General features: G+C 62.6%; 1 protein-coding gene. It reads right to left on the reverse strand.

Features of this window, described 5'->3' with window-relative positions; all coding sequences use genetic code 11:
- The coding region (locus tag J5M57_RS28425) for a VOC family protein (RefSeq protein ID WP_207938533.1) at window positions 1-346 on the reverse strand (346 nt) is incomplete at its 3' end.
- Between the last annotated feature and the right edge of the window lie 116 nt (window positions 347-462).

A 462-nucleotide genomic window follows, 5' to 3' on the forward strand; every position in this document is an offset into this window, starting at 1 on the left:
GAAAATGCCCGTCCGGGTCGTTGAAATACACGCCGCGTCCGCCGCCGTGCGTATTGATCTCGCCCGCGCGGCGCTTCGCCGGATCGGCCCAATATGTGAGCCCTTGCTCGCGGATTCGCGCGAACGCGCGATCGAATTCGCCGTCGCCGACGAGGAACGCATAATGCTGCGTCGAGATCGGCTCGTCGCGTTCGTAGAAATCGAGCGACACGCCGTTCGACAGCGACACGACCAGCATCGGCCCGAATGAAACCGGGGCCGGCAAGCCCAGTATATCCGTCAGGAAGTGCGTCGAGCGCCGCTTGTCCCGGCACCAGACGATCGTATGGTTCAACTGCGCGCTCATATCGCCTCCTTGCCGAATGCGCTTCGGCCTGGTCTCCCGCCGAAATCGCGGGAATCATCCACGCATACAAGAATAGGCGGTGGCGCGAAACTGCAAGGGAAACGGAGGTGCAAGGG

The organism is Pseudomonas sp. 86_A (genome assembly GCF_017491705.1).
GTDB classification, from domain to species: Bacteria; Pseudomonadota; Gammaproteobacteria; order Pseudomonadales; family Pseudomonadaceae; genus Aquipseudomonas; species Aquipseudomonas koreensis.